This window comes from Arthrobacter sp. NPDC057259 (assembly GCF_042668995.1).
Lineage (GTDB): Bacteria > Actinomycetota > Actinomycetes > Actinomycetales > Micrococcaceae > Arthrobacter.
Genome location: NZ_JBHUYA010000003.1, coordinates 33,584 through 58,320 on the forward strand (window position 1 = coordinate 33,584; position 24,737 = coordinate 58,320).

Consider the following 24,737-nt stretch of genomic DNA (forward strand, 5'->3'; position numbering starts at 1 on the left):
TCCCGCGCCGCCCCTTTGTGGTTTAGCCCGGGCTTAGCCGAGGTACCAGCCGGGCGGTGCCCAGGACGCGGGAACGGCATGGGCGGAGAAGTCCTCGCAGCCGGAGCAGAAGTAGGTCACCTCGCCGAGCTGGCTGACGGAGCCGTCGCGGTGGTGCCGGGGCGGAACGAACGACTCCAGGTAGACGAACTCGTCGGTGCCGCAGCGTTCGCAGAACGGAATGCCCACATAGTCGCCGTCTGCACGTGCCGGTGCGGGGTGCGGATCGAGCCGCCCCAGGGCGGGGTGGGTGATTCCCTCCAGCCGTGCCGCTGCCGCAGCGGCGGGGCGGGCCGGGGTGCGGGGGCCGAGCCGGCGCGGGGCCGGCCGCATCGAGGCGTGGGGAGTATTCATGGCTGGCGTCATTGCTGGCCTATCCCGAACGCTGGGTGCCACGGAGGGCCGGGAATACCGGCAGCGACGGCAGGAAGCGTCCGTAGTCTGTGCTCTCTTGACTGAGCGGGGTGGCTGGCCTCTGCTTGACCTGCAAGTAGTGTCAGGATAGGGCAAGTATCCGGCGGGTTCAATGGTTGCGTATCCCCGCCCGGGCGTCCCCCGCGCCGGCAGGTAGTGCGCGCCGGAAGGGCAGGTAAGGCCGGGTATTCCCTACGCCGGACGGTGCAGCGCACGGCCCGTGATGGTCTGGGTCAACGCCTCGATGACCTCCGTGTTGGCCAGCGGATTCCGGATCAACGTGAAGTCGACGTCGCCCACCGGCGGCAGGTCGAAGCGCCGGGTGATGATCTTCAGATCGTCCGGAACCAGCGACGACGGCATCACGGCGACGCCGATACCCGCCCGCACCGCCGCCAGCACCCCGCTGATCTGCCGCGTGGTGCAGGTGATCCGCCAGGTGCGGCCGGAGGCCTCCAGGGCGTCGATCGCCAGCTTCCGGCTGAGGCTGGGGGCGGGGTAGGCGATCAGCGGTACCGGGTGTCCGGGCGCCAGGGCGGTCTGCTCCAGGCCCACCCAGGCGAAGGAATCCTGCTGCACCACCGTGCCGTCCTTGGCGCCGGCCACCCACTTCACGAACACCAGGTCCAGCTGCCCGGCGTTGAGCCGCTTGTACAGCTGGTCGCTCTGGCCGACCGTCAGTTCCAGGTTGATCTGCGGGTAGACCTGCCGGAACTCCCGCAGGATCCGGGGCAGTCCCGTGATGGCCAAGTCGTCGGCGGTGCCGAACCGCAGGCGGCCCCGCATCGCCGAGCCGGAAAAGTACCGGGCTGCCGAGTCATGGGCGGAGAGGATGCTGCGGGCGAACCCGGCCATGGCGTCGCCGTTGTCCGTCAGGCGCACGTCCCGGGTGTCCCGGGCGATCAGGGTCCGGCCGGCGGCGGCCTCCAGCTTCCGAACGTGCTGGCTGATGGTGGGCTGGGCGAGTCCCAGCCGTTCCGCCGCGCGGGTGAAGCTCAGCGTCTCGGCGACGGCCAGGAAGGACCGGAGCTGGGCGGGCTCAAACACGGGCGCGTGTCCCGGACTCACCGGCGGCCAAGGGGGTGCATTGCATTTCGTGATGGGAGTTATGCATCCAATAACCTTCCATAATCGATTGCGGCCAGCCTAGCGTTAAACCGACTCCCGCAGGCCCACTCTCACGAGGACTTTTCCGTGGCACCCCCACCGCCGTTCCAGGCCGCCGACCCAGACCAGACCCCTACCCGCCGGCCCGCGCCGGACCCGCTGCCGCCGTCGCCGCCCGCCGCCGACGCGCTGGCCCTGCCGCCGTCGGCGCCCGTGACCGAGCCGCTCGCCGTCGTCAGCGAACGGCTGCCCTGGCGGCACACCTTCGTCTCGCTCACGGTCCGGAACTACCGGATTTTCGCGGCCGGGCATTTCATCGCGGTGATCGCCCTGTGGATGCAGCGGATCGCCCAGGACTGGCTGGTGCTGCAGCTCTCGGGCTCGGTCACGGCCGTTGGGGTGACGGTGGCCCTGCAGTTCCTGCCCTCGCTCTTCCTCGGGCCGTGGGCCGGCATGATGGCTGACCGCTTCGCCAAGCGCCGGATCCTGATGCTGTGCCAGTCAGTGGCTGCCGTCCTCGCCGCGGCGCTCGCGGTCCTGGCGCTGACGGGCCGGATCGAGGTCTGGCATGTCTACGCGATTGCCCTGGCGCTGGGCCTGGTCACCGTCTTGGACCAGCCCGCACGCCAGGTTTTCGTCAACGAACTGGTGGGGCCGGTGTACCTCCGGAACGCCATCAGCCTGAACTCCACGATCTTCCAGCTGGGCGGCCTGATCGGGCCGGCCGTCGCCGGGATCCTGCTCGGCGCGGTGGGGGCGGGATGGGCCTTCGCGGGCAACGCCGTCGCATGCTGCTCCACCGTGACCATGCTGCTGGTGCTGCGCAAGGACGAACTGCACACCACGCCGCCCGCCGCCAAGCGCAAGGGCATGCTCAAGGAGGGTCTCCGCTACGCCCTCGCCAAGCCCACGATCTACTGGCCCTGGCTGATGGCCGGGTTCGTGTCCGTCTTCGCCATGAGCCTGCCGGTGCTGCTGGCCGCCTTCGCGGACCACGTATACGACGTCGGCGCCGGCGGGTACGGTCTGCTCAACGCCTTGGTGGCGCTCGGCGCACTGGCCGGGGCCATCACCTCGGCCCGGCGGCGCGAGTTGCGGCTGCGCTCGGTCATGCTTGGGGCCGGCATGTACGGGCTGATGCTCTGCCTCGGCGCGGCCGCACCCTCGATGGTCTGGTTCGGCGCGGCGATGGTGCTGGCCGGATTCTGGTGCCTGATGTTCCTCACCGCCGCCAACCAGCTGGTGCAGGTCAGCGCCAACATGGGGATCCGCGGACGGGTGATGAGCCTGTACATCATGGTGCTGATCGGCGGGCAGGCGATCGGCGGGCCGCTGATGGGGTGGCTGGCCGAGCACGTCGACCCGCGCACCGCGATCCTCATCTCCGGCGGGGTCCCGGCACTGGCTGCGGCGTCGGTGGCGGTGCTGCTGGCCCGGCGGGGGCAGCTGATGCTCCGGGTGGACCTCCGGCACCGGCGGCGGCTGCTGCGGATTGTCCGGGCGTAGGTTTCCGCGCCGGAAAAGGACAGCCGCTCCGCGGATCGGCGGAGCGGCTGTCCGAAAAGTGCGCGGTGATCGGGAACCGGCGCGCGACCGCTAGCCGGCCGTGGCCAGGTGGGGATAGTCCGGCTGTCGGTGCTGGAACACCAGGACATCCGGATTCAACACCACGCCGTCGCGGATTTCGATGGCGCGGCGGATGGTCTCATCACCGTCCCACGCCTCCGGACCGGACAGCACCGTGGCCAGGAACGGAAGCAAAGCCTCGCTGATTTCCCAGCTGGCGGAGTTCCAGAGGTACGACGGGCTGTGGTCCACGGCGTAGTAGTCGATGCTGGTGCCGACCGTGAACATCGGCTCGGCAAAAGTGGTGGTCCGCGCCCAGCTGAAGCCCATGCCCTCGTCGCAGGAAACGTCGATGATCAGGCTGCCGGGCCGGAACGCGGCCAGGTCCCCGGTGCGCAGGTACGTCAGCGGTGCTGTCGGATCCTGCAGGGTGCAGTTGACCACAATGTCGCTTTCCGCCAGGAACGGGGCCAGCGGCACGCGGCCCCGTTCGGTGATGACCTCACTGAGGAAGGGCGCCTCCGTGTCGTGGTCGAACTGGGCGATCCGCACGGAGTGGATGGGGGAACCCACCGCCGCGACTCCGCGGTTGGTCAGCACCTGCACGTCATGGATACCATGGGCGTTGAGGGCCGTCACGGCGCCGCGCGCGGTGGCCCCGAAACCGATGACGACGGCGCTCAGCCGCCGGCCGTAGTCCCCGGTGGATCCGGTCAGGGACAGCGCGTGCAGCACCGAGCAGTAGCCTGCCAGCTCGTTGTTCTTGTGGAAGACGTGGAGGCCGAAACCGCCGTCGCTGGCCCAATGGTTCATGGCCTCGAAGGCGATCAGCGTGAGCTTCTTGTCGATCGCCAGCTGGGTGATCGCCGGGTCCTGGACGCAGTGCGGCCAGCCCCAGAGGACCTGTCCATCCCGGAGCTCGGCCAGATCCTCGGGCTGGGGCTTCGGCAGCAGGACGACGTCGGCCGCGTCCAGTACCTCCGGGCGCGGGGCGACCCGGCCCACCAGCTCCGCCAACCTGTCATCCGTCATGCCGAACCGGCTGCCGTATCCGGCCTCGACGATCATGTGCTCGCGGAGTTCCGGAGCGATGCGCTCAAAATGGCCGGGATGGACGGGGAGTCGGCGTTCGTCCTGCTTGCGCGTGCTGGCAAGGACACCGAGGGTGAGTCGTTTCGATGACTCAATCACTTTTTCTTGGCGCCCGCGGCCTTGACGGGGGTGCCTTTGTCCAGGGAGCTGGGCGGCGCGGCGGCGGCCCTCTTATCGGCGCGCTTTTCCTTGATGGACTTGGTGGATTTCTTGGATGCTGCTTGACGGGGGGATTTGTCAGCCATGTTCGCTCCTGTAGCGGAACCGAATAGGTTCCAGACTTCGAACGATACAGGTAGCCGCCTAATGGGCCGCGTCGCTTCGTGACGGCGGGAGGGCGGAGGAGGGGGAAATGGAGCGGCTGACGGGAATCGAACCCGCGTATCAAGCTTGGGAAGCTAGCGCTCTACCATTGAGCTACAGCCGCGCAGGGACATGGCCAAAGCCTCGGCCGGGTCCTGCTGAACAACGAGCTTTACCTTACCCCAGGCGGGGGAGTTCCCCGAACATCAACGCCCGGTACCGGCTGCATAACTGTTCGGTAAAGACGGGCCGGTGACGGTGCGGCAGCCCCGGCCGCTGGATACCGTGGTGGGGTTAGCTGCGGTCTGAGGGGGAAGCGGGCTACGAGCACCATTAGTCCGACCTTAAGGGAACTTCCGTGGCGTATGCAGAGCACGACGTCGTCATCCAGTACGACGCCATGGGCATCTACGCCTTCCTCCTGGACCCCCGGAATCTGCCCTACTGGCGCGAGGGGATCGAGAGCGTCGCGCTGGTCTCCGGCGCGGTGGGTGCCCCCGGCTCGGTGTACCGGCCGGCGCTTACCGCCGGCAGTTTTCCCCCGGCGGCCGGGGACTTCGAGCTGACGGCCGCCCGCCCCGGCGCGGAGATCCAGTTCCAGGTCATTTCCGGGCGGTCCAGGGTCCACTGCGGGTACTACCTGAGCACCCACGGCGGCAGCACCCACGTCCGCTTCGCCCTGCGCTACCGGCCCGGCGTGGCCTCGTTCCTGCTCTCGGCCAAGATGCGGCGTGACATGAAGGCCCAGGTGGTGCAGCTCGAGCAGCTGAAGATGCTGCTGGAAGCGGAGCAGGCCGCGGCCTGAGCGCCGCCGCCGGATGCTCTGTGACGGAGCCGCCGGCACGGACGCGGGGGAGCCGGGAACCTGCGGTACTTTTGATCCTGTGCTGATCTCTGACCGCGACATTCGTACCGAAATCGACTCCCAGCGGATTGTGCTGGAACCGTTCGACCCCGCCATGGTCCAGCCCTCATCGGTGGACGTGCGGATCGACCGCTTCTTCCGCCTCTTCGACAACCACAAGTACGCGCACATCGACCCGGCCGTGGACCAGCCGGAGCTGACCCGTCTGGTGGAGGTCGACGCAGACGAGCCGTTCATCCTGCACCCCGGCGAGTTCGTCCTGGGCTCCACCTACGAGACGGTCACCCTGCCCGACGACATTGCGGCCCGGCTGGAGGGCAAGTCTTCCCTGGGTCGGCTGGGGCTGCTGACGCACTCGACGGCGGGCTTCATCGATCCCGGCTTCTCCGGCCACGTCACGCTGGAACTGTCCAACATGGCCACCCTGCCGATCAAGCTCTGGCCCGGCATGAAGATCGGCCAGCTGTGCTTCTTCCGGCTCAGCTCCGCCGCCGAGCACCCCTACGGCTCCGGCGAGTACGGCAACCGGTACCAGGGCCAGCGCGGCCCTACCGCCAGCCGCAGCCACCTGAACTTCCACCGCACCGAGATCACGTCCTAGCCGGCGGGCGGTGCCCTGGGGCGCTGGCGCCGGCTGTCAGTTGACCGGCCGCGCCCGCTGCACCGCGCGCCGGGCCGGCCGCCGGACCGCCCGGACCGCGGGCTCGATGAACTTGGCCGCGAGCGGACCCATCACTGCCATGATCAAGACATAGGCGGTGGCCAGCGCCGCGAGCTCCCGGGGCACCACGCCGGATGCCACCGCCAGGCCTGCGATCACGATGGAGAATTCGCCGCGGGCAATCAGGGCCGCCCCGGCACGGAACCTGCCCGGGATCGCGATGCCGGCGCGCTTCGCCGCCCAAATGCCCGTCAGCATCTTGGTGGCCGCGGTGAGGACCGCCAGGACCAGCGCCCAGCCCAGCACCGGCGGGATGGACCTGGGGTCCGTGTTCAAGCCAAAGACCACGAAGAAAATCGCGGCGAACAGGTCCCTCAGCGGCTCCAGGATCCGGGTGGCGCTATGGGCCGTGGCGCCGGAAATCGCGATGCCGAGCATGAACGCGCCCACCGCCGCTGAGACCTGCATGGCCGCGGCCAGGCCGGCCACCAACAGCGCCGCGCCAAGGAGGTTGAGCAGGAAAACCTCGGAGTTTTCGCTGTGCACGGCCCGGGAGACGTGGTGGCCGTGCCGCAGCGCCACCACCAGGACCAGGGTGACGACGGCGAGCGAGATCCCCACGGTCTGCAGCCCCACCAGGAGGCTCACCCCGGCCAGGGTGGCCGTCAGGACGGGGAGGTACACGGCCATGGCCAGGTCCTCGAAGACCAGAATGGACAGGATCACCGGCGTCTCGCGGTTGCCGATCCGGCCCAGGTCCGTGATCACCTTCGCGGCGATCCCGGAGGAGGAAATGTAGGTCACACCGCCCATCACCATGGCCCCCACCACGCCCCAGCCCAGCATCAGCGCCAGGCCCGCACCGGGGACGAAGTTCAGAACCAGGTCCAGCACGCCCGCCTGCCAGGAACGGCGCAATCCGGTGACCAGCTCGGCCGCCGTATATTCCAGGCCGAGCATGAGCAGGAGAAGGATGACGCCGATCTCGCTGGAAAGGTGCGCGAACTCGTGCATGCCCTCGAGCTTGACCAGCCCGCCCGCGCCGAAGAACAAGCCGCCGACCAGGTACAGCGGGATGGGGGACATGCCGATCCGCCCGGCCAGCCTCGCCAGCAGGCCGAGGCAGAACACGACGGCCCCCAGCTCGATCAGGGTCACGGCGAGGGCATCCACGGCTTATCCGTTGCGCAGGATGGAGGCCGCGGTGTCCAGGCCCTCCTGGGTGCCGACGGCCACCAGCAGGTCGCCGGGGTGGAGCACGACGTCGGGCCCGGGGGAGGGGAGCACCTCCCCCTCGCGCATGATCGCCACGATCGAGGCGCCGCTGCGGGTCCGGATGCAGGCCTTGCCCATCGGCTGGTTCTGGAACGGCGAATCGGCCGCGATGGAGAACTGCCGGGTGACAATGCCGGGAACCTCACGGTGGGCCTCGGAGAGCTGCATGGCCAGCCGCTGCCCGCCGAGCAGGTTGCCCAGGGCGGCTGCCTCGTCCGCGGTGAGGGGAATCGAGGCCTGGCAGGTGTCCGGGTCGTCCCAGGTGGAGACGATGAGCTCGGTCTGCCCCTCGCGGTATTCGACGACGCCGATCCGGCGCCCCGAGGCGGTCATGAAATCCTTGCGCCGGCCCAGTCCGGGAAGTTCGGTCTCATCCACGTTCATGCCACCAGCCTAGTGGCCGCGCCCGGTTTTGGGGCCGGGTTCAACGCCTCGGCCGGCGGGACCGCCTAGCGGAAAGGAACGACGGCGATGCCCGTCTTGCCCGGGGACTTTACCGGCAGCAGCACCAGCAGACCGGCGAGCAGCACCACCATGATCCCGACGATGCCCCAGCGCTGCGCCTGGCCCGGGGCCACAAGGGGCGTGGCGATGGTGATGCAGAGGGTGAACAGGGCCGGGGCGAGGAAGCTCACGGCTCTGCCGGTGGTGGCATAGAGCCCGAACAGCTCACCGGTCTCCCCGGTGGGGGCCAGCCGGGCCAGATAGGCGCGGGAGGAAGACTGGGCGGGCCCTACGAAGAGGCAGAGGAACAGGCCGAAGACCCAGAAGGTCATGCTGCCGGACCAGGATATGCCGAAGAAGGAATATGTCCCGTTGCCCAGGATCAGCAGCGCGGTGCCAGCCACCAGCAGGCCCGCCAGGGAGCCGATGATGACCGCTTTGGGGCCGGACCGGTCGTCGAGTAGTCCGCCCACGAGTGCGCCAACAGCGGCGACGACGTTGCCGAAGACGGCGAAAAAGATAACCTGCTTGAGGTCGAAGCCGAAGGTGCCGGCGGCGATCACCCCGCCGAAAGTAAACACGGCGGCGAGGCCGTCGCGGAAGATGGCGCTGGCCAGCAGGAAGTAGATGGTGTGCGGGCTGGTCCGGTAGATGTCCTTGATCCGGCGTGCCAGCAGTCCATAGGAGGCGAAGAAGCCCAGCCTGTCCTGCCGCGCGATGGGCACCTCGGGCACGGCGACCATGACCGGGACGGCGAAGACCAGCAGCCAAAGCGCCGAGAAGACGGCGACCAGCCGGATGTTCAGGCTGTCCTCGGTGGAGGCGCCGAACCACTCGATGCTCGGCTGGACGAACAGCTGCAGGACGATCAACAGCGCCACGATGCCGCCGAGATAGCCCGAGGCCCAACCGAAGCCGCTGATTTTCCCGATATTGGCCGGCGTCGAAATCTGGGCGAGCATGGCGTTGTAATTGACGCCGGCGAACTCGAAGAAAATGTTGCCGAGGGCGATCAGGGTGACCCCCAACAGCAGGAATTCCGGCCGCGGGAAGACAAAGAAGCACAGCCCCGTAAGCAGCGCCACGGCGGCGGTGTTCACGCCCAGCCAGAGCTTGCGGCGGCCGCCGGCGTCGGACCGCTGTCCGGTGACCGGGGCGAGCACCGCGATAGCGGCGCCGGCGATGGCCAGGGCGGTGCCGAGGACCGCGGAGGCCTCGTCCTCGCCGCCGAAGGCCTTGGACGTCAGGTACACGGTGAAGACGAAGGTCGTCATCACGGCGTTGAACGCGGCGGAGCCCCAGTCCCACGCGGCCCAGGCCAGGATGCGTCCCCTCCCGGCGGGCTGGCGTCCGGAATCAAGTTCGGACGCCGGTGCGGCCTCGGGAGCGGTGGCGGAATTCATAGCCCTGATGTTAGCCGTCCCCGCGGCCCCGACCGGGATGAAACGGACAGAAAAGAATTTGTACACGCTTGGTAAACTGTTCGGACTGAACCTAACCACATGCGCCGCCTGCTCCAACTTTTTGATAACCGAATTCCTGACGTTGCGGAGATACCAGTGATCACAGTCCTAGCCGTGCACTTCGCTGTGGCTCTCGTGGCGCCGTTTCTCTTCCGGCGGGCGGGCAGGAATGCGTTCTACGCACTGGCGGCGGTCCCCGCGGGCTCGTTCCTTTGGCTGATCCTGCAGCACGACGCAGTGTACGCGGGCCCGGACGCCCCCGCCGTGCTGGTCCCCTGGATTCCCGACCTCGGCCTGGAGCTGGCCTTCCGGATGGATGCCCTGGCCTGGGTGATGTCCCTCTTGATCCTGGGCGTCGGCGCGCTGGTCCTGGTCTACTGCGCCCGGTACTTCAAGAACAAGGACAGCAACCTGGGCGGCTTCGGGGCGCAGCTGCTGGCCTTCGCCGGGGCGATGTTCGGGCTGGTCACCGCGGACGACCTGCTCCTCATGTTCATCTTCTGGGAGCTCACCACCGTCCTGTCCTACCTGCTGATCGGCTACGCCCGGACCCGTCTGGCCGCCCGCCGCTCCGCGCTGCAGGCCCTGATCGTCACCACCGCCGGCGGCCTGGCCATGCTGGTGGGCCTGATCATGCTCGGATCCTTCGCCGGCACCTACCGGATCTCGGCCCTGCTGCAGCAGGCACCGGAGCTGGTGGCCGGCCCGGCCGCGCCGGCGGTGTCCACCGCCGTCGTGCTGGTGCTGGTGGGGGCCATCACCAAGTCGGCGCTGGTGCCCTTCCACTTCTGGCTGCCGGGCGCCATGGCGGCCCCCACCCCGGTCAGCGCGTACCTGCACGCCGCGGCGATGGTGAAGGCCGGCATCTACCTCGTGGCACGGCTGGCGCCCGGGTTCGCCGGGACGGACACCTGGCTGCCGGTGGTGCTGGGCCTGGGCCTGGCCACCATGCTGGTGGGCGGCTACCGGGCGCTGCGCCAGACGGACATCAAACTCATCCTCGCCTACGGCACCGTCAGCCAGCTCGGCTTCCTGAGCATGGTGGTGGGCCTCGGCCAGCCGGACGCCGCCCTGGCCGGGATCGCCCTGCTGCTGGCCCACGGGCTCTTCAAGGCCACCCTGTTCCTGGTGGTCGGCATCATCGACCACCAGGCCGGCACCCGCGACATCCGCAAGCTCTCCGGCGTGTTCCAGTCCTCCCGGGCGCTCGGCGTCGTGGCCGTGATCGGCGCCGCCTCGATGGCCGGCGTGCCCCCGCTGGCCGGGTTCGTGGCCAAGGAATCCGTCTTCGAGGCCTTCGTGCACCACGCCGGGACCGGCCCCTGGGGACTGGTGGTCCTGGCCGGCGTCGTCATCGGGTCGATCCTGACCTTCGCCTACAGCGCGCGCTTCCTCTGGGGCGCGTTCGCGGTCAAGGACGGCGTCCCGGTCACCCGGTTCAAGGCCATCAAGCCCGCCTTCCTGGCCGCCCCCGCGGTCCTGGCCTTCCTCACCGTCGCCTACGGGCTGTGGCCCGCGCCGGTGGACGGCTGGATCCAGCCCTACGCCGCACTGTTCGCCGGCGAGGACGCCCCCGACGCCGGGCACCTCGCCCTCTGGCACGGCATCACGCCCGCTCTGGGCCTGACCGCCGTGACCTTCGCCCTCGGACTGGCGATGTACTACGGCCGCGGCGCCGTCGCCCGGGCCCAGGAGCTGGTCCCGGGCTGGATCAACGGCGACCGCGCCTACCAGCAGACCATCGGAGCGCTCGACGACGCCGCCGTGTGGGTCACCGGCCGCACCCAGCGCGGTTCGCTCTACTTCTACCTGGCCGTCATCCTCAGCGTGGCCTTCCTGCTCCCGCTGACCGCCATCCTGCTCGCGGGCAAGCCCCTCCCGGCGGACCTCTACGTCATCGACCCGGGGTCCCCGCTGCAACTGGTGGCCGGAGCCGGCATCGTGGTCGGCGCCCTCGCCGCGGTCCGCGCCAACAAGCGGTTCCTGGCCGTCCTGATGGTCTCCGTCACCGGCTACGGCATCGCCCTGATGTTCGCACTGCAGGGCGCCCCGGACCTCGCACTGACCCAGATGCTGGTGGAAACCATCATCCTGGTGGCGTTCGTGCTGGCCATGCGCAGCCTCCCGGCCGAACTCCGGGACCGCACCGGCGGCCGGTACCGGGTGGTCCGGATCATCATCGGCGCCGGCTTCGGCCTGACCATGATCTTCGTGGCGATCTACGCCCTCGGCGCCCGGGTCGCCACGCCGGTCTCGCTCGACTTCCCGCGGCTGGCCTACGACGGCGGCGGCGGGCTCAACGTCGTCAACGTCACCCTGGTGGACATCCGGGCCTGGGACACCTTCGGCGAGATCTCCGTGCTGGCCCTTGCCGCCACCGGCGTCGCCAGCCTCATCTTCGTCCGCGGCCGCGGCGACCGGATCCGGTCCTCCGGGTCGGTCGACGAGGGCACGGTGGGCCGCCTGGCCGCCCCCGCGCACAGCCGCGACGGCGCCGCGCTGGCCCTGAGCCGCCGGTTCGCGGCGTCCACCAAGGACGCCTGGCTGGTGGCCGGCCGGACCCTCGCCCCCGAGCGGCGTTCCATCATCTTCGAGGTGGTGACCCGCCTGGTGTTCCACTCGATGATCGTCTTCTCCATCTACCTGCTGCTGGCCGGGCACAACCTGCCCGGCGGCGGCTTCGCCGGCGGCCTGATGGCCGGGCTGGCGCTGACCATCCGCTACCTGGCCGGCGGCCGGTTCGAGCTGCGCGAGGCCGCGCCGCTGAGCGCCGGCGCGCTGCTGGGTATCGGCCTGGCGACGGCGGCCGTGTCCGGGGTGGCGCCGCTGCTCCTGGGCGGCGAGGTCTTCCAAAGCGCCATCGTCCAGCTCTGGCTCCCGGTCTTCGGTGACATCAAGTTCGTCACCTCCACCATCTTCGACATCGGCGTCTACATCGTCGTCGTCGGCCTGGCCCTGGACGTGCTCCGCAGCCTCGGCGCCGAAATCGACGAACACTTCGAAGAGCAGTCGGACGCGGCCGCCGGAACCACCCCCGGGGGGAATGCATGAGCGTCAACCTGACCCTGCTGACCGTGATGGGGGTGCTGTACGCCTGCGGCATCTACCTGCTCCTGGAGCGCAGCCTCACCCGGGTGCTGCTGGGCCTGATGCTGCTGGCGAACGCCACCAACCTGCTCATCCTCACCACGGGCGGATACGCCGGCCTGGCCCCGCTGTTCGCCAAGGACACCGATCCCGGCGCCTACAGCGACCCGCTGCCGCAGGCGTTGATCCTCACCTCGATCGTGATTTCCTTCGCCGTGACCGCGTTCATGCTCGGCATCATCTACCGCACCTGGGTGCTGGCCCGGCAGGATGAGATCCAGGACGACGCCGAGGACCTCCGGGTTGCCGAGACGCCCAGCTTCGACGCCGAGGACGACGCCGTCATCCCCGAGGAAACCTCCGAATTCCCGCTGCCCGCCGTCGAGCCCGACGCCGGCGGGACCATCCTGGCCGGCGCCCGGCAGATGCCGGCCAGCGAAGCCGCGGCCGAGGAACGGCCCGGCTCCCGCACCACCGCCCCGAACCAGGAAGGAGGGTCCGAGTGAACATCGCCAGCTTTGCCCCGCTCGCCGTCGTCCTCCCCATCCTGGGCGCCGCCCTGACCTTCCTGCTGATCCGGCACTCCCGGGCGCAGCGGACGGTCAGCATCGCGCTGCTCTCCTTGACCCTGCTGCTTGAGTGCTGGCTGCTGGCCTCCGTCTGGGAGGGCGGCACGGCGGCGGTGAGCATCGGCGGCTGGCTGCCGCCGTGGGGGATCGTGCTGGTGGTGGACCAGTTCTCCTCGCTGATGCTGGTGGTCTCCTCCGCCGTCAGCCTGGCCGTGCTGGTCTATGCGACCGGGCAGGGCATGGCCGACGGCGACAGTGACGCCCCGGTCTCGATCTTCCACCCCACCTACCTGATCCTGGTGGCCGGGGTGTCCAACGCTTTCCTCTCCGGAGACCTGTTCAACCTCTACGTGGGCTTCGAGATCCTGCTGACGGCCAGCTACGTGCTGATGACCCTCGGCGGCACCGGCCCCCGGATCCGCGCCGGCGTGACCTATGTGGTGGTCTCCGTGGTCTCCTCGGTGCTGTTCCTAATCGCCATCGCGATGATCTACGGCGCCACCGGCACCATCAACATGGCGGACCTGGCCATGAAGCTGGGGGACCTGGACCAGGGCACCCGGAACCTGCTGCACGTGCTGCTGCTCGTGGCGTTCGGGATCAAGGCCGCCGTCTTCCCGCTCTCCTTCTGGCTGCCCGACTCCTACCCGACCGCCCCCGCCCCGGTTACGGCGGTGTTCGCCGGCCTGCTCACCAAGGTGGGCGTCTACGCGATCGTCCGCACCGAGACGCTGCTCTTCCCCGGCGACACCTTCAACCAGCCGCTGATGGTGGTGGCGCTGCTGACTATGGTGGTGGGGATTCTGGGTGCGCTCGCGCAAAGCGACATCAAACGTCTGCTCTCCTTCACCCTGGTCAGCCACATCGGCTATATGGTGTTCGGGCTGGCGATGTCCTCGGTGGCCGGCCTGGGCGCCGCGGTGTTCTACGTGGCGCACCACATCACCATCCAGACCAGCCTCTTCCTGGTCACCGGGCTGATTGAACGCCGCGCCGGCAGCTCCTCCGTGGACCGGGTGGCCGGCCTGGCCAAGCTCTCCCCGCTGCTGGCCGTGCTGTTCTTCATCCCGGCCATGAACCTCGCCGGGATCCCTCCGCTCTCCGGCTTCCTGGGCAAACTGGGCCTGCTGCAGGCCGGCGTCCTGCTCGGCACCCCGCTGGCGTACGCGCTGGTGGCCGGCGGCGTCCTGACCAGCCTGCTGACCCTGCTGGCCATCGCCCGCGTCTGGAACCGCGCCTTCTGGCGCAAGCCCGAGGACGCCGAGCACCCGGACCCGGTGCTGCTCGCCGCCCCGGGCGGGGAGTCCCACGGGACCGGCTCATCCTCCGCTCGCCACTCGGTGAGCCTGCTGCCGCGCACCATGGTCGGTTCCACGCTGGCGCTGGTCATCCTCGGCGTGGCCCTGACGGTGTTCGCCGGGCCGCTGTTCCGCCTCTCCGGCCAGTCCGCGGCCGAGATGCTGGACCGGTCCTCCTACATCCACGCGGTGCTCGGTGACGAGGTCACGGTCCCGGCCCCACCGCAGCCCGTGGCCCAGGGAGGCGGCAAATGACCCGCAAACGGATCTCGCTGCGCCAGGAACTGCCGCTGCTGGTCTGGCTGGTGATCGTCTGGGGCGCCCTCTGGCAGGACTTCAGCGCCGGCAACCTGCTCTTCGGGGCGCTGATCGCTGTGTTCGTGGCCCGGTTGTTCTACCTGCCGCCGGTGGAATTGGGGGGACGGTTCAACGTGCTGCGCGCCGTCCCCTTTGGCCTGGTGTTCCTCGGCAAGGTGGTCGCGGCGAGCTTCCAGCTGCTCTACCTCGCCGTGGTGCGCGGGCCCCGGGTGGTCAGCGCCATCGTCGCGGTCCCGCTCCGCAGCCACTCGGATCTCCTGGTCACCGCCACCGGCCACGTCATATCGCTGATTCCGGGCTCCCTGGTCGTGGAGGTGGACAGGGGTACGTCCACGCTCTATATCCACGGCATCAACGTCCGCGACGCCGAGGACGCCGCCAGGCTCCGCAAGGAAGTCCGGGACACCGAGGCCGGCCTGATCCGGATCATGGGCTCCCCGGAGGAAGTTTCCGCTCTCAAACAGGAGGCAGCCGCATGATGCCGATCGTCCTGGCCGTGACCGCCGTGATTCTGTCCCTCGCGGCGGGCGGCGCCATCATCCGGATCGCCCGAGGGCCTTCGCTGCTGGACCGCGTGCTCGCCACCGACGTGCTGCTGGCCATCCTGGGCGCCGCGCTGTGCATCGACATGGCCGTCAACCGGCACCTGAACAACCTGATGCTGCTGGTGGCGATCTCGATCATCGGCTTCGTCGGGTCCGTGACAGTGGCCCGCTTCGTAGCCGACCGCAGGAGGCACCCCCATGAATCCTGAGACCGTCTCCGGGGATACTGTGATCGACGCCGTGTCCGCCGTGTTCATGGTGGTGGGTGCGCTGATGTCCCTCGGCGCCGCGATCGGCCTGCTCCGCTTCCCGGACCTGATGAGCCGGATGCACGCCGCCACCAAGCCGCAGGTCCTGGGCCTGTTCGTGCTGCTGTGCGCCGTGGGCCTGCAGATGCGCACCTGGTGGGTGTGGCCGGTGCTGGTGGTTGCGTGGATCTTCCAGCTGCTGACCGTCCCGGTCTCCGCGCACATGGTGGGCCGCGCCGGCTACCGCACCAAGCATCTCCACCCGGAGCTGCTGAGCGCGGATGAGCTCGAAGCGGTGGTGCAGCAGGCCGCCGGGGAACGCGGCTTCAACGAGGACGGGGAGCCCCGCCGGGACTGATGCCCGGGGGACTCCCCGTCGGAGTCCGGTGGTGCGGTGCGCCTAGACGATGTCCTGGGTCTTGGCGAAGCGCGTGATGGCCCGCTGCGTGCCGCGGTTGGCGAGGACCTGGATGACGGCGCTCACCGAGGCCGAGATCAGCGCGAAGGTCAGGGCCTGGCGCAGCGTGGTGGGGACGTCGTCGTCGTGGCCCTTCGGCGGCTTGTTGCCGGTGGTCTTCTCCCAGACGGTGTCCACGAGCTTGGTGCCGACGAGACCGGCGACCAGGCTGATGCCGGTGCCGAGCAGTTTGATGACAATGTTCATTTCGTGCTCCTTGCGGGTGGAAACAGGACTGCCCCTAGCCTACTGGCACACCGGTCCGGGGCGGACGCCCCTGTCCGCCGCGCGCCGCCCGGCCTACCGTCGGGCATGGACAGAGACCGGAGCGCACCCTGGGCGCCGTTCCAGCTGGCGGCCGGCTGCTGCTCGATCGCGTTCGTGGTGCTGCTGGTGCTGGCCCTTGTGCTGGACTTCATCGCGCCGCCGCCGGTCGACGGGGCCGTGCCGACGCTGGAGTTCATCGCCCGCAACAAGCCCGTCTACGTCGCCGAGCAGCTGCTTTGGACGGTCCCGAACATCCTGGCGGTGCCCGTCTTCGCTGCGCTGTTCCTGGCGTGCGCTCCGGCGGCAGAGGGACTGGCACGGGGCCTGGCGCTGGGCGGCGCCCTGGTGGGCGGGCTGTCCTGGGCGCTGATCCTCGCCATCCCGGTTACCAGCCGCGGCTCTCTGGTGCTGGTCTACCTCAGCGACCGGTACGCCGGGGCGGCCGACGACGCCGCGCGGCAGCGGATCAGCGCCGCCGCCGAGGCGGTGATCGCCGAGAACAACACACCCGCCGTCGCCGGGGTGCTTTCCGCGGCGGGCATCCTCCTCATGTCCGTGGCCATGGTGCGGGCAGGGCTCTCCCGGGCGGTGGGCTGGCTGGGCATCGGCGCCGGTGCCCTGGGGCTGCTCGCGGAGGCGCTGCGGTACCTCGTCCCGGCGCTCTACGGCGGCTACGGCCTCCTGATGTGGGCGTGGTTCCTGGCGGCCGGGATCGTGCTGATCCGGCTCGGCAGGGAGGGGAGGCGGGCCCCGGCGGCGCGGGTGTAAACTGGGCCAGCCCACACGGGCGACATTCATAACGACAGGGGAGCGCCGCCGTCGGACCCTTCCGGAGGAATCCGGAAACCGTAGGTGGGCGCTGAGAGTGCGGACAGCCGCAGACCCTCGAACCTGATCCGGTTAGTACCGGCGCAAGGGAGTCGAGTTCTCAGGGTGTCCGGAACACGCGGCAGCGGCCGCCGTGGCCGGAATACCCTCCCCTCCTGTACCTCAGGAGGACGACATGACCGATATTTCCACCCCCCGCACCACAGCGGCCGGCAAAAAGAGCTGGCGCGTGGTCGACATTGTCCTGGCGGCGCTGATCGCGATCGCCGGCGGCGTCATCTTCTGGGCCTGGGACCAGGGCTCCAACGTGGTGTCCGTCCCGCTCACCGCCGTCTACCCGCCCCTGACCGGCCTCTACGCCGGCGGCTGGATGATCCCCGCGGTGCTCGGCATGCTGGTGGTCCGCAAGCCCGGCGCCGCACTGTTCTGCGAGGCCGTCGCCGCCACCGGCGAGCTGATCATGGGCTCCCAGTACGGCACCACCGTGTTGATCTCGGGCATCCTGCAGGGCCTCGGCGCGGAGCTGGTCTTCGCCGCCTTCCGCTACAGCAAGTTCAACCTCCCCGTCTCCCTGCTCGCCGGCGCCGGCGCGGGCCTCTTCTGCGGCCTGAACGACTGCTTCCTGCCCTGGGGCTGGAACATCGCCTTCGAGGCCGCGGACAAGGCCGCCTACATCGTCTTCTGCGCCATCTCCGGTGCCGTGATCGCCGGCGGCCTGGCCTGGATCGCCACCCGCGGTTTGGCCCGGACCGGGGTGCTGGCCTCCTTCGCCTCCCGCAAGGCGGCCACCGAACCCGTCTTCTCCTGACACCGCGCGCATGAACGCCGACGACGTCCGCCCCGCCGCGGTCACCGCCCGCGGCTGGGGCTGGCGGCACGCCGGGCGGTCCCGGCCCGCCATCAGCGGACTGGACCTGGACATCAGCCCGGGCGAACGGGTCCTGCTGCTGGGGCCCTCCGGCGCCGGCAAATCCACTCTGCTGCACGCCCTCGCCGGGGTGCTCGGCGAGGGCGGCGGCGCGGACGCGGATGCCGACGACGCCGACGAGAGCGGCAGCCTGCTGATCGACGGGGCCCCGCCCCGGGACCGGCGGGGTCGCGCCGGGCTGGTGCAGCAGGACCCGGAGACCCAGGTGGTGCTCTCCCGCGTGGGCGACGATGTCGCGTTCGGGGCGGAGAATCTCGCCGTCCCGCCCGCGGAGATCTGGGCCCGGGTGGGGGAGGCGCTCGACGACGTCGGGCTCGGTTCCCTGCCCCTGGGGCACCCGACGTCGGCGCTCTCCGGCGGGCAGAAGCAGCGGCTGGCCCTGGCCGGCATCCTCGCGATGCGGCCCGGGCTGCTGCTTCTGGACGAACCCACCGCGAACCTCGACCCCGCCGGTGTGCTGGAGGTCCGCGACGCCGTGGGCCGCTGCCTGGACCGGACCGGCGCCACCCTGGTGGTGGTGGAACACCGGGTTTCCGTGTGGAAGGACCTGGTGGACCGGATCGTGGTGCTGCAGCCCGGCAGCGCGGGCGACGCCGCCGTACTGCTGGACGGGCCGCCGGACCGGGTGCTGGCCGAGGCGCGGGAGATGCTGATCGCCGCCGGGGTCTGGGTCCCGGGCCACGTGCCGGCCACCCGCGCCCGGAGCACCGGCGGCGCCGGACAGGGTCCGGGGCACGGCTTCGAGGCGGGCCGCCTGCTGCTGACCGCAGAATCCCTGGCCGTGTCCCGCGACCGTCCCCGCCGGGGCGGCCTGCGGACCCGCTTCCGCGCCGTGCCGCCCGTGCCGGTGCAGGAGGGTATCGCCGCGCAGGTCCGTGCGGGGCGCGCGCTCACCATCACCGGGCCCAACGGCGCCGGGAAATCGACCTTCGCCCTGACCCTCGCCGGGCTGCTGGCCCCGGTGGCCGGGACCGTGTCCGCCACCACCGACCTCAGCGCCGGCGCGGGCATCGACCCCTATGCCTGGAAGGCGCAGCAGCTGATCCCGCGGATCGGCACGGTCTTCCAGGAACCCGAACACCAGTTCGTGACCGGCCGGGTGCTGGACGAACTGACCTTCGGGCCGCGGCAGCTGGGCCGCGGCGCGGACCGGGTGGACGAACTGCTGGAGCGGCTGCGGCTGCGGGACCTGGTGGACGCCAACCCCTACACCCTCTCCGGCGGCGAGAAGCGGCGCCTGTCCGTGGCCACCGTGCTGGCCGCCCACCCGCAGGTCCTGGTCCTGGACGAACCCACGTTTGGCCAGGACGCCAACACCTGGGCCGAGCTTGCCTCCTTCCTCTCCGAACTCCTGGACGCCGGCACCGCCGTCGTCTCCGTCACCCACGACGCCGAATTCAGCGACGTCCTCGGCGGCGACGAGCTCAAGCTGCAGGGGTCGGCGGCATGAGGGAAGCCCTGACCCTGGAGGGAAACCGCGCCCTGCTGGCCCGCGCCAACCCTCTGGCAAAGTTCTCCGGCGTCGTGCTGGTCACCGTGGCGCTGGCCCTGTCCATCGACTGGGTCTCCGCGTCCGTGGCGCTGGTCTTCGAGGTGCTGCTCTTCCCGCTGGCCGGGCTCACCCCCGCCCTGCTCTGGCGCCGCGGCTGGCCGTTGATCCTGGCCGCTGCCCTGGGCGGCTGGAGCACCGCCATCCTCGCCCCGGACCGGGGCCGGATCCTGCTGGACGTGGGGATCTGGTCCATCAGCGAGGGATCACTCCAGCTGGGCCTCGGCTTCCTGCTCCGCGGCCTGGCGATCGCGCTGCCGGCCGTGCTGCTCATGAGCTGCACCGACCCCACAGACCTGGCCGACGCCCTCGCGCAGCAGGCGAAGCTGCCGCACCGGTTTGTGCTGGGCACGCTCGCCGCGATGCGGCTGGTGGGACTCATGGCGGAGGAATGGCAGACCATCGGGATGGCCCGGCGGGCCCGCGGCGTGGGCTCGCACGGCAGCCCGGCGCAGCGGGCCCGGGCCATGCTGGGGCAAAGCTTCGGGTTGCTGGTCCAGGCCGTCCGGCGGGCCTCGCGGCTGGCGGTGACCATGGAGGCGCGCGGCTTCGGCGGTGCCCGGCGGACCTGGGCCCGGCAGGCGCGCTTCACCGGACTCGACGTGTGGGTGGTCCTGGGCGGCGTTGTGATCGCGGCGTCAGCGGTAGCCGCCGCCGTCGCCGCGGGAACCTGGAACATGGTGTTCCTCGGCCAGCAGTGATGCTTAGGGTTATCGCACCATCCGACTAGGGGTGTGACGTTACGCGCTTTGAAGCGCATCCGGAGGTGGTCGGTAACTCATGTGTGATATTTCTTGGGTATGACGCTTCCCACTGCAGAACACCTCGGCACGGTCCTCAAGGACGCACGCGGCGAAAAGGGCTGGACCCAGGGCAAGCTTGCCGCAGAGCTTGGCACCAGCCAGAGCGCCGTCGCCCGGATGGAACAGGGCAAGCAGAACCTGAGCCTGAAGATGATCCAGCGCCTGGAGTCCATCTTCGGCCGCACCATCGTCAAGGTGGGCCGGCCCCAGATGACCCACCTGCGCGTGGAGGGCGGCCACACCCTCTCCGGCGCCGTGGACGTCAACAGCAGCAAGAACGCCGGCGTCGCCCTGCTCTGCGCCAGCCTGATCAACCGCGGCACCACGGTACTGCGCCGGCTGGCCCGGATCGAGGAGGTCAACCGGATCGTCGAGGTGCTGACCAGCATCGGCGTCGAGTGCACCTGGCTGAACGCCACCGACCTGCAGATCCGCCGCCCCGCCGTCCTGGACCTCGACGGCATGGACGTCGACGCCGCCCGCCGCACCCGCAGCGTCATCATGCTGCTGGGCCCGCTCCTGGACGAGTCCGCCGAGTACCGGCTCCCCTACGCCGGCGGCTGCGACCTGGGCACCCGGACCGTGGAGCCGCACATGCAGGCGCTGCGCCAGTTCGGCCTCCGCGTGGAGGCGACTTCCGGCTTCTACACCGTCCAGGCGCCGCCCGCCGACGGCGAGAACCGCTCCTTCGTTCTCAGCGAGCGGGGCGACACGGTCACCGAGAACGCCATCATGGCCGCCGCCCACCGCCGCGGCACCACGGTCATCCGCAATGCCAGCCCCAACTACATGGTCCAGGACCTCTGCTTCTACCTGCAGCGCCTGGGCGTGGAGATCGACGGCGTCGGGACCACCACGCTGAAGATCGTCGGCCGGCCCGCGGTGGACGTGGACATCGAGTACTTCCCCTCCGAGGACCCGATCGAGGCGATGAGCCTGATCACGGCCGGCATCGTGACCAACTCCGAGGTCACCATCCGCCGCGTGCCGATCGAGTTCATGGAGATCGAACTGGCCACCCTGGAGCAGATGGGCCAGCGGCTGGAGGTCTCCGCCGAATACGTGGCGCGCAACGGCCGGACCCGGCTGGTGGATGTCACCACCCGGCCCTCCGAGCTGAAGGCACCCGAGGACAAGATCCACCCCATGCCGTTCCCGGGCCTGAACATCGACAACCTGCCGTTCTTCGCCGTGATCGCCGCCAACGCGCAGGGCCAGACCATGATCCACGACTGGGTCTACGAGAACCGCGCCATCTACCTGACCGAGCTGAACCGGCTCGGCGCGCAGGTGCAGTTGCTGGACCCGCACCGGATCTACGTCAACGGCCCCACCAAGTGGCGCGCCGCCGAGGTGGGGTGCCCGCCGGCCCTCCGCCCTGCCGCCTGCCTGCTGCTGGCCATGCTGGCCGCCCGGGGCGTGTCCGAGCTGCGCAACATCTACGTGATCGAGCGCGGGTACGAGGATCTGGCCGAGCGGCTGAACACCATCGGCGCGAAGATCGAGTACTTCCAGGACTAAAGACCCCCGGCGCACAATGGGGTATGCGCACCTTCGGCGTCGAAGAGGAACTGCTGATCGTGGACCCCGTCAGCGGGGTGCCGCTGGCGCTCGCGGACGCCATGCTGCGCGGGCTCGTCCGGGACCCGGAGACCGGCGACGGCCATTCCGGCTTCAGTTTCGAGCTCAAGCTCGAACAGATCGAAACCCAGACGCTGCCGTGCCGGGAGCATGACGCCCTGCTGCGGCAGATTCGTCGGGCCCGCCGGACCGCCGACGACGCCGCCCGGGTGCACGGCGCCCGGGTCGCGGCACTGGCCACCTCGCCGCTGGCCGCACCCACCCACACCACCCCCAAACTGCGCTACGCCACGATGCAGCGGCGGTTCGGCCTCACCGTCCAGGAGCAGCTCACCTGCGGGCTGCACGTACACGCCGCCATCGACTCGCCCGAGGAGGGGGTGGCGGTGCTGGACCGGATCCGGGACAAGCTGGCTGTGCTGATCGCCCTCAGCGCCAACTCCCCGTACTGGAACGGGATGGAAACGGGGTTCGAGAGCTACCGCACCCAAGCCTGGAACCGCTGGCCGGCTGCCGGTCCGACGATGGTCTTCGGCAGCCATGCGGCCTACCGCAGGGTGGTGTCGCGGCTGCTGGACAGCGGCGTGCTCTTCGATGAGGGCATGGTGTACTTCGACGCGCGGCTGGCCCGGAACCATCCCACCGTGGAGATCCGGGTGGCGGACGTGTGCCTGCGCGCGGAGGACGCGGCGCTGCTGGCCGTGCTGGTGCGGGCGCTGGTGGAGACCGCCTCGCGCGAGTGGTACGACGGCGTGGACCCGGCGCCGGTGCCGACGGTGCTCCTGCGGATGGCGGCCTGGCAGGCGAGCAACTGCGGGCTGTCCTCCGAGCTGCTGGACTTCGGGACTTTCCGGCCCCGCCCCGCGGCCGAGGTGGTGAACGCCCTGGTGGACTACCTCGCCCCGGTCCTGGCGGACCAGGGCGAGCTCGGCCTGGTGCGCGCCGGGGTGGCCAGGATTCTGGCGGAGGGCACCGGGGCGGAGCTGCAACGCCGTGCCGGCCTCGGCGCCGTCGTCGGCGAGGCGGTGCGGACCACGGTCGGCGGGGACGTGCCCGACGCCGGCACCGCTACCGGTCCGCTGCCGGCACTGGCACCCGTCCGCCGCTACTAGGCCGTACGTTCCACGCCGCCGCCGGGGATTACTGGATCCGCGCCAGCGCCTGGCCAAGGTCCCGGATCAGGTCCTCCGCGTCCTCCAGTCCGACGGAGAGCCGCACCACGCCGTCGCTCAACCCGATAGCGGCCCGCCCCTCCGGACCCATGGCCCGGTGCGTGGTGGTGGCAGGGTGCGTGATCAGAGACTTCGAGTCGCCCAGGTTGTTGGAGATGTCGATGATCCGCAGCCCGTCCAGCAGCTCGAAGGCGGCATCCTTGGCGGACCGGCCGGCCGGGGAAGCCAGCTCGAATGTCAGCACCGTCCCGCCGGACTTCATCTGCTTGGCGGCCAGCTCGTGCTGCGGGTGGGAGGCCAGGAGCGGGTACTTCACCCAGGTCACGGCCGGCTGCGCCTCAAGCCACTCTGCCAGCCGCAACGCCGAGGCGGAGGCGTGGTTGACCCGCAGCGACATGGTTTCCAGGCCCTTGGTCAGCACCCAGGCGTTGAAGGCGGACAGCGCGGGTCCGGTGTGGCGCATCAGTTGCCGGACCGGGCCCTCGATGAACTCCTTGCTGCCCAGGATCGCGCCGCCCAGCACCCGGCCCTGGCCGTCAATGTGCTTTGTGCCGGAGTAGACCACCACGTCCGCGCCGAAGTCCGTGCAGCGCTGCAGCAGCGGGGTGGCGAAGACGTTGTCCACCACCACGGTGGCGCCGGCGGCGTGCGCCAGCCCGCTCACGGCGGCGATGTCCACGATCTCCTGCATCGGGTTCGACGGCGACTCGAAAAACACGGCCGTGGCCGGCGTCGAGAGCGCGTCACGCCACTGGTCGAGGTCCGGGCCGTCGACGAAGACGGTCTCCACGCCCCAGCGCGGCAGGATCTCGTTCAGGATCACGAAGCAGGACCCGAACAGGGACCGGGCGGCGACCACCCGGTCACCGGCCCCAAGCAGCGCGCCGAGAGCGGTGAACACCGCGGACATGCCCGACGCCGTCGCGAAGCACGCCTCGGTGCCCTCGAGCAGGCGGAGCCGCTCCTGGAAGGTGGCCACCGAGGGGTTACCGTAGCGGGAGTAAACGAACCGCTCGTCCTCGCCGGTGAAGGCCCGCTCCGCGGCGGCGGCGGATTCGTAGACGAAGCCGGAGTTGAGGAAGATCGGCTCGGTGGTTTCCTGGAAGCCGGTCCGGTCCAGGCCGCCACGGACGGCCTGGGTGTCCGGGCTCCAGTCCGCGGCCTCGGGATTGAAACTCATGCGGTGCGGGTCCCGTCGGTCGGCAGGCCCACGTTTTTCCAGCCGTTGACGCGGCGGACGCCGGCCTCATCCGGCTGGCCCTCAAAGCCGTCCAGCACGTTGTAGACGGTGAACCCCGCCGCCGTCGCAGCCCCTGCCGCCGCGACGGAGCGGGCCCCGGACCGGCAGAGGAAGAGCAGCTCGGCGTCGGCCGGGACGCGCTGCCGGAGCTCGTCCAGGAAGTCCTCGTTCGGCACGCCGCCGGCCCGGGTCCACTCGATGAACACCGGCTCCGCGGCCGCCCCGCCGGTCGCCGGGATCCCGATCTGGGCCCACTCGGCCCGGGTGCGGACGTCCACCAGCACCGCGCCGGACTGCAGCCGTTCCCAGGCCGCCTGCGGGGTCAGGTCCCCGGCGTAGCTCATGCCCCCGCCTGCCCTTCGGATTCCAGACCGTCGAACTCCAGGGCGTCGACGGCGCGGGCCACCGCGGCGTCCGCCTCCGCGACGGCGGCCGGCAGCACCAGTGCCTGCGCCACGATCACCGATGTGCCATTGAAGGTTGCGGCCGGGCTGCCGTGCAGCACATACCCCTCGGCAAGGGCGGCCGAGATCCGCTCGCAGAAGCTGCGGTCGTCTGGGCCGGTCAGCAGCCGGTAGGCCAGCCGCTCCGCGGGCGCTGCGGCCTGCGCGGGAGGGT

Annotated in this window: 26 protein-coding genes, 1 tRNA gene and 1 riboswitch; of the genes, 15 read left to right on the forward strand and 12 right to left on the reverse strand. The window is 70.2% G+C overall.

The genetic code is table 11. The features are described 5' to 3' along the window. Window positions 1–33: 33 nt before the first annotated feature. Window positions 34–393 carry a hypothetical protein gene (locus ACFUCU_RS06015; RefSeq protein ID WP_377971381.1) on the reverse strand — a complete coding sequence of 120 codons (360 nt, stop codon included), beginning with the start codon at window positions 391–393 and terminating at the stop codon, window positions 34–36. A 252-nt stretch (window positions 394–645) separates the two neighbouring features. Further along, window positions 646–1,500: a LysR substrate-binding domain-containing protein gene (locus tag ACFUCU_RS06020; protein WP_364134548.1), complete on the reverse strand. Its 855-nt coding sequence runs from the start codon at window positions 1,498–1,500 to the stop codon at window positions 646–648. 147 nt (window positions 1,501–1,647) lie between these two features. Between ACFUCU_RS06020 and ACFUCU_RS06025 the strand changes: the two genes are divergently transcribed. Continuing rightward, on the forward strand, window positions 1,648–3,066 hold the full coding sequence (locus ACFUCU_RS06025; protein ID WP_377971382.1) for an MFS transporter: 1,419 nt from the start codon (window positions 1,648–1,650) through the stop codon (window positions 3,064–3,066). A 90-nt stretch (window positions 3,067–3,156) separates the two neighbouring features. On the opposite strand, the gene ACFUCU_RS06030 is transcribed toward ACFUCU_RS06025, so the two are convergent. The 3 genes from ACFUCU_RS06030 to ACFUCU_RS06040 all read right to left on the reverse strand — a co-directional run bounded on the left by ACFUCU_RS06030 (window position 3,157) and on the right by ACFUCU_RS06040 (window position 4,645). Further along, window positions 3,157–4,317 (reverse strand): N(5)-(carboxyethyl)ornithine synthase, encoded by a 1,161-nt coding sequence (locus ACFUCU_RS06030; RefSeq protein ID WP_377971384.1) that lies wholly within the window; start codon window positions 4,315–4,317, stop codon window positions 3,157–3,159. Further along, complete coding sequence (locus ACFUCU_RS06035; protein WP_290256431.1) at window positions 4,314–4,463, reverse strand: hypothetical protein; 150 nt, start codon at window positions 4,461–4,463, stop codon at window positions 4,314–4,316. The genes ACFUCU_RS06030 and ACFUCU_RS06035 overlap by 4 nt, the downstream gene beginning before the upstream one ends. 108 nt (window positions 4,464–4,571) lie before the next feature. Continuing rightward, a tRNA-Gly gene (locus ACFUCU_RS06040) sits at window positions 4,572–4,645 on the reverse strand. 234 nt (window positions 4,646–4,879) lie between these two features. Between ACFUCU_RS06040 and ACFUCU_RS06045 the strand changes: the two genes are divergently transcribed. Together ACFUCU_RS06045 and dcd are read left to right on the forward strand one after the other, a co-directional pair. Further along, on the forward strand, window positions 4,880–5,326 hold the full coding sequence (locus ACFUCU_RS06045) for a hypothetical protein (RefSeq protein ID WP_290256430.1): 447 nt from the start codon (window positions 4,880–4,882) through the stop codon (window positions 5,324–5,326). Between the two features lie 79 nt (window positions 5,327–5,405). Then, window positions 5,406–5,987, forward strand: coding sequence for a dCTP deaminase (gene dcd, locus ACFUCU_RS06050; protein ID WP_364134539.1), 582 nt, complete (start codon window positions 5,406–5,408; stop codon window positions 5,985–5,987). 36 nt (window positions 5,988–6,023) lie between these two features. Here dcd and ACFUCU_RS06055 read toward each other — a convergent pair whose 3' ends face one another. The 3 genes from ACFUCU_RS06055 to ACFUCU_RS06065 form a co-directional block, all read right to left on the reverse strand. Beyond that, window positions 6,024–7,220, reverse strand: coding sequence for a cation:proton antiporter (locus tag ACFUCU_RS06055; protein ID WP_377971386.1), 1,197 nt, complete (start codon window positions 7,218–7,220; stop codon window positions 6,024–6,026). Between the two features lie 3 nt (window positions 7,221–7,223). After that, window positions 7,224–7,706 (reverse strand): cation:proton antiporter regulatory subunit, encoded by a 483-nt coding sequence (locus ACFUCU_RS06060; RefSeq protein WP_290256427.1) that lies wholly within the window; start codon window positions 7,704–7,706, stop codon window positions 7,224–7,226. Between the two features lie 65 nt (window positions 7,707–7,771). Further along, window positions 7,772–9,169, reverse strand: coding sequence for an MFS transporter (locus tag ACFUCU_RS06065; RefSeq protein WP_377971388.1), 1,398 nt, complete (start codon window positions 9,167–9,169; stop codon window positions 7,772–7,774). Window positions 9,170–9,325: 156 nt separating this feature from the next. On the opposite strand from ACFUCU_RS06065, the gene ACFUCU_RS06070 reads away from it, so the two are divergent. Genes ACFUCU_RS06070 through mnhG form a run of 6 tightly spaced genes read left to right on the forward strand, consistent with a single transcriptional unit; the run spans window position 9,326 to window position 15,652 of the window. Next, complete coding sequence (locus ACFUCU_RS06070; protein ID WP_377971390.1) at window positions 9,326–12,280, forward strand: Na+/H+ antiporter subunit A; 2,955 nt, start codon at window positions 9,326–9,328, stop codon at window positions 12,278–12,280. Next, the gene (locus ACFUCU_RS06075) at window positions 12,277–12,822 is read left to right on the forward strand and encodes a Na(+)/H(+) antiporter subunit C (RefSeq protein WP_364134526.1); all 546 of its coding nucleotides are present in this window, start codon (window positions 12,277–12,279) and stop codon (window positions 12,820–12,822) included. The genes ACFUCU_RS06070 and ACFUCU_RS06075 overlap by 4 nt, the downstream gene beginning before the upstream one ends. Continuing rightward, on the forward strand, window positions 12,819–14,438 hold the full coding sequence (locus tag ACFUCU_RS06080) for a Na+/H+ antiporter subunit D (protein WP_377971392.1): 1,620 nt from the start codon (window positions 12,819–12,821) through the stop codon (window positions 14,436–14,438). The genes ACFUCU_RS06075 and ACFUCU_RS06080 overlap by 4 nt, the downstream gene beginning before the upstream one ends. After that, the gene (locus tag ACFUCU_RS06085) at window positions 14,435–14,980 is read left to right on the forward strand and encodes a Na+/H+ antiporter subunit E (protein WP_377971394.1); all 546 of its coding nucleotides are present in this window, start codon (window positions 14,435–14,437) and stop codon (window positions 14,978–14,980) included. Before ACFUCU_RS06080 ends, ACFUCU_RS06085 begins: the two co-directional genes overlap by 4 nt. Continuing rightward, a complete protein-coding gene (locus ACFUCU_RS06090) occupies window positions 14,977–15,255 on the forward strand; it encodes a monovalent cation/H+ antiporter complex subunit F (RefSeq protein WP_290256421.1) in 279 nt (92 codons plus the stop codon). Before ACFUCU_RS06085 ends, ACFUCU_RS06090 begins: the two co-directional genes overlap by 4 nt. After that, window positions 15,245–15,652: a monovalent cation/H(+) antiporter subunit G gene (gene mnhG / locus ACFUCU_RS06095; protein WP_377971396.1), complete on the forward strand. Its 408-nt coding sequence runs from the start codon at window positions 15,245–15,247 to the stop codon at window positions 15,650–15,652. Before ACFUCU_RS06090 ends, mnhG begins: the two co-directional genes overlap by 11 nt. A 42-nt stretch (window positions 15,653–15,694) precedes the next feature. On the opposite strand, the gene ACFUCU_RS06100 is transcribed toward mnhG, so the two are convergent. Then, window positions 15,695–15,958, reverse strand: coding sequence for a DUF4235 domain-containing protein (locus ACFUCU_RS06100; RefSeq protein WP_290256419.1), 264 nt, complete (start codon window positions 15,956–15,958; stop codon window positions 15,695–15,697). 105 nt (window positions 15,959–16,063) lie between these two features. Between ACFUCU_RS06100 and ACFUCU_RS06105 the strand changes: the two genes are divergently transcribed. The 6 genes from ACFUCU_RS06105 (at window position 16,064) to ACFUCU_RS06130 (ending at window position 22,819) form a co-directional block, all read left to right on the forward strand. Continuing rightward, window positions 16,064–16,786 carry a hypothetical protein gene (locus ACFUCU_RS06105; protein ID WP_377971398.1) on the forward strand — a complete coding sequence of 241 codons (723 nt, stop codon included), beginning with the start codon at window positions 16,064–16,066 and terminating at the stop codon, window positions 16,784–16,786. Between the two features lie 26 nt (window positions 16,787–16,812). Further along, a riboswitch (TPP riboswitch) is annotated at window positions 16,813–16,954 on the forward strand. Window positions 16,955–17,021: 67 nt separating this feature from the next. Continuing rightward, window positions 17,022–17,654 (forward strand): ECF transporter S component, encoded by a 633-nt coding sequence (locus ACFUCU_RS06110; protein ID WP_377971400.1) that lies wholly within the window; start codon window positions 17,022–17,024, stop codon window positions 17,652–17,654. Between the two features lie 10 nt (window positions 17,655–17,664). After that, window positions 17,665–19,224: an ABC transporter ATP-binding protein gene (locus ACFUCU_RS06115; protein WP_377971402.1), complete on the forward strand. Its 1,560-nt coding sequence runs from the start codon at window positions 17,665–17,667 to the stop codon at window positions 19,222–19,224. Next, window positions 19,221–20,024 (forward strand): energy-coupling factor transporter transmembrane component T family protein, encoded by an 804-nt coding sequence (locus tag ACFUCU_RS06120; protein ID WP_377971404.1) that lies wholly within the window; start codon window positions 19,221–19,223, stop codon window positions 20,022–20,024. The genes ACFUCU_RS06115 and ACFUCU_RS06120 overlap by 4 nt, the downstream gene beginning before the upstream one ends. A gap of 99 nt (window positions 20,025–20,123) precedes the next feature. Further along, window positions 20,124–21,647: a UDP-N-acetylglucosamine 1-carboxyvinyltransferase gene (locus tag ACFUCU_RS06125; protein ID WP_364134506.1), complete on the forward strand. Its 1,524-nt coding sequence runs from the start codon at window positions 20,124–20,126 to the stop codon at window positions 21,645–21,647. Between the two features lie 23 nt (window positions 21,648–21,670). Further along, on the forward strand, window positions 21,671–22,819 hold the full coding sequence (locus tag ACFUCU_RS06130; RefSeq protein ID WP_377971406.1) for a glutamate--cysteine ligase: 1,149 nt from the start codon (window positions 21,671–21,673) through the stop codon (window positions 22,817–22,819). Window positions 22,820–22,847: 28 nt separating this feature from the next. Here ACFUCU_RS06130 and ACFUCU_RS06135 read toward each other — a convergent pair whose 3' ends face one another. From ACFUCU_RS06135 to ACFUCU_RS06145, 3 genes are read right to left on the reverse strand one after another with little or no spacing between them, the layout of a single operon-like run. Beyond that, window positions 22,848–24,059, reverse strand: coding sequence for an O-succinylhomoserine sulfhydrylase (locus ACFUCU_RS06135; RefSeq protein WP_377971407.1), 1,212 nt, complete (start codon window positions 24,057–24,059; stop codon window positions 22,848–22,850). Further along, window positions 24,056–24,463, reverse strand: a complete 408-nt coding sequence (locus tag ACFUCU_RS06140; RefSeq protein WP_377971409.1) for a rhodanese-like domain-containing protein — start codon at window positions 24,461–24,463, stop codon at window positions 24,056–24,058. Before ACFUCU_RS06140 ends, ACFUCU_RS06135 begins: the two co-directional genes overlap by 4 nt. Further along, window positions 24,460–24,702, reverse strand: coding sequence for a DUF1737 domain-containing protein (locus ACFUCU_RS06145; protein ID WP_377971813.1), 243 nt, complete (start codon window positions 24,700–24,702; stop codon window positions 24,460–24,462). The genes ACFUCU_RS06140 and ACFUCU_RS06145 overlap by 4 nt, the downstream gene beginning before the upstream one ends. Between the last annotated feature and the right edge of the window lie 35 nt (window positions 24,703–24,737).